Annotated in this window: 8 protein-coding genes; 3 read left to right on the forward strand and 5 right to left on the reverse strand. The window is 71.6% G+C overall.

Translation table 11 applies throughout. From position 1 onward, the window contains the following. A partial coding sequence (locus tag EAD89_RS28705) for an ABC transporter ATP-binding protein (RefSeq protein WP_147458888.1) occupies positions 1 to 1,152 on the forward strand: 1,152 nt, incomplete at its 5' end. Next, positions 1,149 to 2,900, forward strand: coding sequence for an ABC transporter ATP-binding protein (locus tag EAD89_RS28710; RefSeq protein ID WP_121677882.1), 1,752 nt, complete (start codon positions 1,149 to 1,151; stop codon positions 2,898 to 2,900). The genes EAD89_RS28705 and EAD89_RS28710, both read left to right, overlap by 4 nt. A gap of 50 nt (positions 2,901 to 2,950) precedes the next feature. Here the strand turns inward: EAD89_RS28710 and EAD89_RS28715 are convergent, their stop codons facing one another. The 5 genes from EAD89_RS28715 to EAD89_RS28735 are packed head-to-tail and all read right to left on the reverse strand — an operon-like array spanning position 2,951 to position 7,991. Next, positions 2,951 to 3,880 carry a carbohydrate ABC transporter permease gene (locus EAD89_RS28715; RefSeq protein ID WP_121656870.1) on the reverse strand — a complete coding sequence of 310 codons (930 nt, stop codon included), beginning with the start codon at positions 3,878 to 3,880 and terminating at the stop codon, positions 2,951 to 2,953. After that, positions 3,880 to 4,788, reverse strand: a complete 909-nt coding sequence (locus tag EAD89_RS28720) for a carbohydrate ABC transporter permease (RefSeq protein WP_089019947.1) — start codon at positions 4,786 to 4,788, stop codon at positions 3,880 to 3,882. Before EAD89_RS28720 ends, EAD89_RS28715 begins: the two co-directional genes overlap by 1 nt. Before the next feature lie 16 nt (positions 4,789 to 4,804). Then, the gene (gene ngcE, locus EAD89_RS28725) at positions 4,805 to 6,256 is read right to left on the reverse strand and encodes an N-acetylglucosamine/diacetylchitobiose ABC transporter substrate-binding protein (RefSeq protein ID WP_121656871.1); all 1,452 of its coding nucleotides are present in this window, start codon (positions 6,254 to 6,256) and stop codon (positions 4,805 to 4,807) included. Positions 6,257 to 6,282: 26 nt separating this feature from the next. After that, positions 6,283 to 7,032 (reverse strand): sugar isomerase domain-containing protein, encoded by a 750-nt coding sequence (locus EAD89_RS28730; protein WP_121656872.1) that lies wholly within the window; start codon positions 7,030 to 7,032, stop codon positions 6,283 to 6,285. Further along, positions 7,029 to 7,991, reverse strand: a complete 963-nt coding sequence (locus tag EAD89_RS28735) for a MurR/RpiR family transcriptional regulator (protein WP_121656873.1) — start codon at positions 7,989 to 7,991, stop codon at positions 7,029 to 7,031. Before EAD89_RS28735 ends, EAD89_RS28730 begins: the two co-directional genes overlap by 4 nt. Positions 7,992 to 8,197: 206 nt before the next feature. Between EAD89_RS28735 and EAD89_RS28740 the strand changes: the two genes are divergently transcribed. Further along, positions 8,198 to 9,187, forward strand: coding sequence for an N-acetylglucosamine kinase (locus tag EAD89_RS28740; RefSeq protein WP_121677883.1), 990 nt, complete (start codon positions 8,198 to 8,200; stop codon positions 9,185 to 9,187). Positions 9,188 to 9,333 lie beyond the last annotated feature (146 nt).

Consider the following 9,333-nt stretch of genomic DNA (forward strand, 5'->3'; position numbering starts at 1 on the left):
GGGCGGGACCTGTTCGCCCGCCGGTACGCGGCCCGATCCCGCGACCTGCTCGCCGAGGGCTACCGGGTCGGCGCGGTCAACAGCTGGATCGACGCGGCGACGGTCGCCATCCCCGGCCTGTTCCTGGCGGCGGTGGTGTGGTTGACGGCCCGGATGGCGGTGACCGGTGACGTCACGATCGGTGAGCTGGTCGCCGTCTACGGCTACGTGGCGACCCTGATCGTGCCGGTCTGGTTCCTGCTCGAAGGCAGCCACCAACTGATCCGCGGCCGGGTCGCCGCCCGCCGGATCGTCGACCTGCTGAAGCTGACCCCGGACGACGTCGGCGGCCCGCGCAGCGCACCGGATCGCCAGGACGGCATTCCGGACCGGCGCCGCCGGGACGTCGTGGCCGCGCCGGAGCACCCCGCGGACCTGCACGACCCGGTGACCGGGCTGACCGTCCCCGTCGGCCGGCTGATCGGCGTGGCCGCCGACGAACCCTCGGCGGCGCTGGCCCTGGCCGACCGGCTCGGCCGGTACGTGGCCAGCGAGTCCACCTGGGGCGCTGTGCCGCTGACCGGGATCGCCCTGGACGAGGTCCGCGCGCGCATCCTGGTCGCCGATCACGACTCGTACCTGTTCCCCGGCACGCTGCGGGACATCCTGCTCTCCCGGACGGACTCCGACGACGCCGACGGGCCGCGGGCCGACGACGACCGGATCACCGCTGCCCTGCGTGCCGCTTCGGCCGAGGACATCGTCGATGCGCTGCCGGACGGGCTGGACACCGTGATCGACGCCCGCGCCCGTACGCTCTCCGGCGGCCAGCGCCAGCGGGTCCGCCTGGCCCGGGCCCTGCTCGCCGAGCCGGAGGTGCTGATCCTCGTCGACCCGACGTCGGCGGTGGACGCGCACACCGAGGCGCGGATCGCCGAACGGCTCCGTGTCGCGCGGGCCGGACGGACGACCGTCGTGCTCGCCACCTCGCCGCTGCTGCTGAGCCGGACCGATCTGGTCGCCCACCTGCGTACGGGCCGGATCGTCGCCACCGGCACCCACACCGACCTGCTCGATCAGGACCCCGGCTACCGGCACCTGGTGGCCCGGGACAGCGCCGATCCCGACCTCGATCGAGACGCCGACGCCGACGCCGAGGGGGCCTACCCGTGAGCCGACTGCCGGTGGCGGACCGCCGGACCGTGCGCCGGGCGCTGCGGGAACTGATCAGCCGGCACCGGCGGGCCGTCGGCGTCGTGCTGGCGCTGCACAGCGCCGCCGCGGTCGCGGGGCTCGCCCCGCCGTGGCTGCTGGGCACCATCGTCGACCGGGTCACCGCGGGCGCCGGTGTGGCCACCGTGGACCGGCTGGCGCTGGCGATCGGCGGATGCGTCCTGGTGAGCGCGTTGCTCTCCCGCTACGCGCAGTACGCCGGCCACCGGTTCGGGGAGCGGGCCGTCGCGGACCTGCGCGAGGAGTTCGTCAACCGCACGCTCGGGCTGCCCGTCTCGGTCGTCGAGCGGGCCGGTTCCGGGGACCTGGCGACCCGCAGTTCCGTCGACGTGGCGACGGTGGGCACCACGGTCCGGGACGTGGTGCCGACCATCGTCATCGCCTCGGTGCAGCTGGCGCTGCTGTTCGGGGCGGTCTTCCTGCTGCACCCGCTGCTCGGGCTGGCGGCGCTGGCCGGGCTGCCGTCGATCTGGGCGGTGACCCGCTGGTACCTGCGGCGAGCGAGTTCCGCGTACCTCGTCGAGGGTGCGGCGGCCGCGGAGCTGACCGAGACGCTGACCACCACCGCGGAGGGCGCCCGCACCGTCGAGGCGCTGCGGCTGGCCGACGACCGGATCCGGCACGGCACCACCCGCATCGCCCTGGTGTGGCGGGCCCGGCGGGCGACGCTCGCGCTGCGCACCGTGTTCTTCACCGTGGTGGAGGCCAGCTATCCGCTGCCGGTCGCCATGGTCCTTCTCGTCGGCGGGTACCTGCTCTCCGAGGAGATGGTGTCGCTCGGCGCGGTGGTCGCCGCCGCGCTCTACCTTCAGCAGGCGATCGACCCGCTGGACCGGCTGTTGCAGTGGACCGAGCAGGCGCAGCGCGGTTTCGCGTCGTTCGCCCGGGTGCTCGGCGTCGGCCTGGTCCCGCCGGAACCGCCCGGCACGGTGGCCACCTCACGGGGCGAGCGACTCGTCGTGCGGGAGGCGCGGTTCTCGTACGGCGGCGGGCGCGACGTGCTGCACGGCATCGACCTGGAGGTGCGGCCCGGTGAACGGCTGGCTGTCGTCGGCCCGTCGGGGGCCGGCAAGTCCACCCTGGCCCGGCTGCTGGCCGGGATCGACGCGCCGCGCCGCGGTGTCGTCAGCATCGGTGGTTGCCCGGTGACCGACCTCGACCCCGCCGAGCGTCGTCGCCGGATCGCCCTGGTCACCCAGGAACACCACGTCTTCATCGGCTCGCTACGCGACAACCTCGCGTTCGCCGCCCCGGACGCCTCCGACGGGCAGATGCTCTCCGCGCTGGTCACGGTGGGCGCCGACTGGTACGCCGACCTGCCCGACGGCCTGGACACCGTGCTCGGGGACGGCGCCCGGCAGCTCGGCGCCGCCGAGGCGCAGCAACTGGCGCTGGCCCGGTTGGTGCTCGCCGACCCGCACACGCTGATCCTGGACGAGGCGACCGCCGCGCTCGATCCGACGACCGCCCGACGCACCGAGCGGGCCCTGGCCGCCGTGCTCGTCGGGCGGACCGTCATCGCCATCGCGCACCGGCTCAACACCGCGCACGACGCCGACCGGGTCGCCGTCCTGGCGGACGGCCGGATCACCGAGATCGGCAGCCACGACGACCTGGTGGCGGCCGGCGGGGCGTACGCCGCGCTGTGGCACTCCTGGCACGCCCACGCCGACGAGCGTCCACGATGAACCGAAGGGCACCGGGCGGACGCCCGGTGCCCTGCGGTTACCCAACGGCCCTACTTGACGGCGCCGGAGGTGAGGCCCGCCTGGATCTGACGCTGGAAGATCGCGTACACAATGATCATCGGGAGGATGGCGATGGTCAGCGCGGCGAACAGTCCGGACCAGTCCGCCTCGTAGCCGGCGTTGACCGAGATGTCCGCGATGCCCTGGGTGAGCACCCACTTGTCCTTCGCGTTGCTGAGCAGCACCAGGGGAAGTTGGTACTGCGCCCACTGACCGATGATGTTGAAGATCGCGACGCTGATCAGGCCCGGCTTCGCCATCGGCATCATGACCTGGAAGAACAGCCGGGTGTGCCCGCAGCCGTCGATCAGTCCCGCCTCCGCCACCGACGACGGCAGCGTCTTGAAGAACGCGGCCAGGAAGAAGATCGTGAACGGCAGCGAGTACGCGATGTAGACCAGCACCACCCCGGTGTGGGTGTCCAGCAGGCCCAGGTTCTTCACCACGAAGAAGAGCGGCACCAGCGCCAGGAAGACCGGGAAGGCCAACCCGGACACGAAGAGGTAGTAGATCGCCCGGTTGCCCCAGAACTTGTACCTGGCCAGCACGTACGCCGCCATCGAGCCCAGCAGCATCGTGCCGAAGGTGCTGCACCCGACCACGATGACGCTGTTGATGAAGTACCGGCCGACGCGTGCGGTCGTCCAGGCCCGACCGAAGTTCTCCCAGCGCAGTTCCGCCGGGAGCGTCCACGGGCTGCTGAAGATCTCGGTGGTGTTCTTGAACGCGGCGAGGAAGGTCCAGAGGATCGGCACGATCACGATCACCGCCCACACGGCGAGCGCGATGTGTCCCAGGCCGGCGAAGAGCCGCGCCTCCGAGCGAGGGCCCTTCGGCCCCTGCTTACCGGGGGCGCCCGGGTCGCCGGTCTTCGGCGGTAGCGCCGCCGGCGTCGGCGGCAGCGTCGACTGCGGGTTCATCAGTACTCCACGCTTTCCCGCTTGGTGAGCCGCAGCGTCAGCGCCGCGAACGTGAGGGTCAGGAAGAAGAGCGCCACACCCATCGCGGAGGCGTAGCCGTATTTCGAGTAGACGAACGCGTTGCGGTAGATCTCCATGGCCAGCACGGTGGTGGCGCCGTCCGGGCCGCCGCCGTCCACCGAGAGCACCGCGACGATGGCGAACGCGTCGAACGCCGCGATGCCCAGGTAGACCCAGGCGACCTGGAGGGTGTCCCAGAGCAGCGGGAGGGTGACCCGGAAGAACAGGGTCACCTTGGTCGCCCCGTCCATCTCGGCGGCCTCGTAGATCTCACCCGGGATGGAGGCCATCCCGGCCGAGAAGAGCACCACGTAGAAGCCGACCGCCTGCCAGACCAGCACCGCGATGATCGACCAGAGGGCCAGGTTCGGCCGGATCAGGAAGAGCACCGGATCGAAGCCGAGCTTCATCAGCACGCCGTTGATCAGGCCGGACTCGTTGGGCCGGTAGACCATCTGGAACAGCACCGCGATGATGGCCACCGCCAGGACCTGGGGGAAGAAGAACACCACCCGGTAGAACTTCGCCCCCCAGACCCCCTGGCGTTGCCCGCCGCTGCTCTTGCCGCCCACGTTGAGCAGGAACGAGAAGAACAGGGCGATGGCGATGGTGATCAGCGGCAGGGCAAGCAGCAGTACGCCGTGGTGCTGGACCGCCTTCCAGAAGCTGCCGTCGTCGAGCAGCCTCCGGTAGTTGTCGAAGCCCACCCACTGCGGGGCCGACAGCCCCCGCCAGTTGGTCATCGAGATCTGGAACGCCTGCGCGTACGGCGCGATGACGAAGACCACGTACAGCGTGACCGGGGCGAACAGGAACCCGATCACGAATGGATACTTGCCGTGCCGCATGACCCCTACGCTCCGATCAGCGCTTGAACTTGGTGACGGAGGAATCCTTCTTGATCGCGTCGGCGCGCTTCTGGATCCGCTCCACGAACGCGTCCGCCTTGATCCGGCCGAACATCAGCTCGTTGGTGGCGGTACGCGCCTCCGTGTCGAGCTCCTTGTACCAGTTGTCGAAGAGCATGTTGAACACGTCCTGGCCGGCTGCCTTCAGCGCGGCCTGGGCGCTGGCCACACCCGGCGGGAACTGGAAGCCCTCGCTGCCGGCCGGCACGACCGTAGCCGCTCCGACGGTCTCGGTGAAGCCCCGGGCGCCCGCCTTCGACAGCATCTGGCGCATGTACTCCATGCCACCACGCGGGTTCTTGCTCTTGGACGAGACGAAGTATCCCTCGCCACCGGCCGCCCGGATAGCGGTCGCCGGCAGCTTGTCCGACGCGGTGAGGCTCGGCACCGGCATGAGCTGGTAGGTGAAGCCCGCCGGCGTGTCCTTCTTCTGCTCGTTCTCCAGCCAGTCACCGGACGGGTAGAAGGCGACCTTGCCCTGGTTCTGCCGCAGCTGCACGTCGGTGTGCTTGAGCCCCTCGAAGCTCTTGTCCGAGTACTTCGCGCCGATCTCGGCCCACGCCTCGGCAGCCTGCTTGACGGCGTCCTGCTTCCAGGCGCCGTCCTCCAGGTTGTCGATGTTCTTCAGGACGTCGGTCCCGCCGATCTTCGCGGCCTGGGTGAGGATCACGTTCCACTGGTAGTAGGCCGCGTTCGCCCCGGCGTAGCCGTACGGGGTGATGCCCTTGGCCTTGATCTGCTCGCAGAGCGCCTTGAACTGCTCCCAGTTGGTGGGCGCGGTCCACCCGTTGTCCTTGAAGAGCTTGCCGGAGTACCAGATCCCGTAGACCGTCGAGACGTAGTACAGGACGAACGGCTTGCGCCCCCCGTCGGCGGTGTTGAACATGCCCTGCTCGACAACGCCCGGGATGACGGTGTCGCGGACCTTCTTGCTCGCGTCGTCGACCGACGGCGCGTCCCACAGCTCGGTGAGGTCCTGCAGCTGGCCGTCGTTGACGAGCGCACCGAAGTCCAGGAACTTCTCGCCGGAGTTGTTGACGAACTCCGGCGGGTTGCCGCCGGCGAAGCGCGGCTGGAGCACCGTGGAGACCGCCTGGGTCGCCTGGTGCTTGACCTCGGACTTCGGGAACGCCTTCTTGTAGAGCGGCTCGTGCACGTCGGTGGCGTACTTCTCGCCGTAGCCGCCGTTGAAGATGATCACCTCGATCGGGGCGTCCTCCTTGACGCCCAGCGGGTTGGTCGCGCTCTTCGTGCCGCCGGCGACCTGCTCGTTGTCCTTGTCGTCGCCGCTGGTGGCGCAGGCGCTGAGCAGGCCGATGGCCGGAGTGGCGAGCATGCCCACGGCGGCGGCGCGGCGCAGCACCGTACGGCGGTCGAGTTCGACCGGGTGCTCGGGGGTAATCGACATCGTCGTCTCTCCTTGTGGAATTCGGGTCAGGCGGTGCGCCGGAGACGCCCGGCGTACCGCGACTCGAGGGCGATGTTGTGCTCGTCCCCGCCGGGGACGTTGGCCGAGAGGTAGATAGGGGGCACCTCTCCGGCCTGGTGGAACCGTCGTACGACCTCCGCGGTCAGCAGCTGCGCCAGCAGCGCAGTGGTGACCGAGGAGACCGCACAGACCGCGCCGCCGCCCTCGAGCGGCAGCAGTGCATCGCCGTACGGCGCGCCGTTGTCCAGCACGACGTCGGCGAGGTCGGCGAGCCGTCGACCGGACGGGTGCCGCGGCGCCACCCGTGCGGTGTGCTCGACCGAGGTGACCGCGATCAACGGATGACCGCGCTCGGTGACCAGCGCCGCCAGCTCGACCACCGAGCCGTTGATGCCGGATTGGGATGCCACCACGAACACGTCCCGCGGCTGGGGCGCCGCGAGCGCGTAGATCTGGTGGGCGATGGAGGGGTCGCGTTCGAGCTTGGGGTCGGCGAGCACGTCCGGTGGGGCGTCGCCGTGCACCACCAGGTCACGCACCGAGAGCCGGTTGGTGGGGACCAGCCCGCCGGCCCGGGCGACCAGTTCGGCGGCGAACGCCTCGGAGTGCCCGGCGCCGAACGCCTGGAGCACACCGCCGGCACGCAGGCTGTCGGCGATCAGGTCGGCGGCCCGGGTGATGCCGTCGGCCTCGGTGTCGAGCAGCCGGTCGAGCACCGGGCGGACCGCGTCCGCGTACCCCTGGGCGCTGATCATGCGAGGGCCCCCTTCGCGGCCTTGTGCCCGTCGACGGCCTGGGCGGTACGCCGGAAGGCCGCGTGCGCGCGGTCGTGGGTGCGCTGGGCCACGGCGATGTAGAGCAGGTCGAGCACCACCAACTGGGGGTGGCGGGCGGAGAGCGCGTCCGGCCGGAAGGTGGTCGCCTGGCTGGCGGTGAGCAGCACGATGTCGGCCAGCTCCGCCAGGGGTGAGCGGGGGAAGCCTGTGAGGGCGATCGTGGTGGCGCCTCGACTGCCCGCCTCGGCGAGCATCTCGATCGTCTCCCGGGTCTGGCCGGTGTGCGAGATGCCCAGCGCCACGTCTCCCGCGCGCAGCAGCGCGGCGCTGGCCAGCCCCTCGTGCACGTCGTTCCAGGCCCACGCGGCCACCCCGATGCGGTGCAGGCTGAACTGCATCTCCTCGCCGACCAGCGCGCTGCCGCTGGCACCGAAGATGTTCACCCTGCTGGCGCCGGCGATCGCCACCGCGGCCCGCTCCACCTCGGCGAGGTCGAGCAGCGCGGCGGTGTCGTGCATGGCGCGGGTGTCGGCGGCCATGATCTGGTTGAGCACCCGGACCAGCGGGTCACTCGGCTGGATCTCCCGACCGATGTCGATGGTCCAGCCGGCCGAACGGGCACGGCCGGTCTCGGCGGCGATGCCGAGCCGCAGGTCGGCGTAGCCCTCGAAGCCCATTGCGCGGCAGAACCGGGTGATGGTCGCCGGTGACGTGCCGCTGCGTTCGGCGAGTTCCACTATGGTGGACCGGGCGGCCGCCTCCGGGTCGCTCAGCACGTGCTCGGCGACCCGGCGCAGCGCGCCGGTCAGCTCACCGAGCCCGTTGCGGACGCGGGCCAGCACGCCGTCGGAGGCGGACCCGAGCGCCCCGCGCCGGTTGAACGCGTCGGCGTCGACCACCGCGGTCCCCGCGGAGGTGTCCACCTCGTGATCAACCATGCGACGCCTGCCCTTTCCGAAAAGACTGTTAACTGTTAGTGGTAAAAGTTCTTACTGAACGCCCCTCCGTGTCAAGACTGTGGGCGAAGTTTTCAAACTGTTACCTGGCGCACAGGCCGCCGCGCCGGCCAGATCTTGCCCCGCGCGACGGCGCCGACCAGCATGAACAGGGCCCGTCGCCGCGCGAGCGCAAGGAGGCCGTGCCGATGTCCGACGCCCTCGTGATCGGTCTCGACGTCGGCGGTACGTCCACCCGGGCGACCACCCTGACACTCACCGGCGAGCGCCTGGGCACCGGCCGAGCCGGCGGCGGCAACCCCACCAGCCACGGCGCCGAACAGGCCGCCACGGAGCTGCTGAGGGCCCTGCGCGGCGCGCTCACCGACGTCGACCCGACCCGGGTGGCGGCCGGCACCATCGGGCTGGCCGGTGCGGCCCGACTGCTCGCCGACCCCGCCGGCCGGGCCGCCTTCGACCGGGCCTGGCAGGACGCCGGACTGCGCTGCCCGTATGCCGTGCACGGCGACGCCCTGGTGGCCTACGCCTCCGGCACCGCCGCCCCGGACGGCACGGTGCTCATCGCCGGCACCGGGGCGATCACCGCACAGGTCCGCGACCTGCGGCTCGACCGGGTCGCCGACGGGCACGGCTGGCTGCTCGGCGACGCCGGGTCCGGGTACTGGCTGGGCCGCGAGTCGGTCCGCCGGCTGCTCGCCGACCTGGACACCGGCCGCACCCCCGGCGCGCTGACCACGGCGGTGCTCACCGAACTGATGGGCAGCGCCGAGATCGCCGCCCGCCCACGGGACACTGTGGACGCCACGATTCAGGCGGTGACCCGCCGACCCCCGATCGAGCTGGCCCGGCTGGCCCCGCTGGTCGTCACCGCCGCCGCCGACGGCGAGCCGGTCGCCACCGCGCTGGTCGCCGAGGCGGCCGCGCACCTGGTCGACAGCGTGGGCCGGATCCGCCCGGCCGGAGCGGTGACACCGGTCGTGCTCGGCGGCGGTCTGCTCACCGGGGAGACCCCGCTGGCCGCCGCCGTCCGGTCCGAGGTCGGCCGGCACTGGCCGGACGCCCCGCTGCGCACCGCCGGCGACGGGGCCGCCGCCGCGGCCTGGCTCGCCGCCCGCGAATTACCCGAGGTCACCGACCCGACGGCCCTGCACGCCCGCCTCTTCCCCACCACCTCCTGACCCGCCGCCGACGCCTCCCCGCCGACGCGTCCCCGCTGCGCCCGCCGGGCCCGCGCCGCGCGGGGCCGCTCGGCCTTGATCGCGCTCGATCCTGGATCTGTCTCGTATACACATCTGACGCTGCCGACGATAAGGCTCGTGTATAT

It is taken from the genome of Micromonospora sp. BL4 (assembly GCF_003667505.1).
Classification (GTDB): Bacteria; Actinomycetota; Actinomycetes; order Mycobacteriales; family Micromonosporaceae; genus Micromonospora.

Bases quoted from the DNA above. Each gene is read 5' to 3' on its own strand.
- EAD89_RS28720 (WP_089019947.1), bottom strand. From the start codon at position 4,788: ATGCGGCACGGCAAGTATCCATTCGTGATCGGGTTCCTGTTCGCCCCG.
- EAD89_RS28715 (WP_121656870.1), bottom strand. From the start codon at position 3,880: ATGAACCCGCAGTCGACGCTGCCGCCGACGCCGGCGGCGCTACCGCCG.
- EAD89_RS28735 (WP_121656873.1), bottom strand. From the start codon at position 7,991: ATGGTTGATCACGAGGTGGACACCTCCGCGGGGACCGCGGTGGTCGAC.
- ngcE (WP_121656871.1), bottom strand. From the start codon at position 6,256: ATGTCGATTACCCCCGAGCACCCGGTCGAACTCGACCGCCGTACGGTG.
- EAD89_RS28730 (WP_121656872.1), bottom strand. From the start codon at position 7,032: ATGATCAGCGCCCAGGGGTACGCGGACGCGGTCCGCCCGGTGCTCGAC.
- EAD89_RS28740 (WP_121677883.1), top strand. From the start codon at position 8,198: ATGTCCGACGCCCTCGTGATCGGTCTCGACGTCGGCGGTACGTCCACC.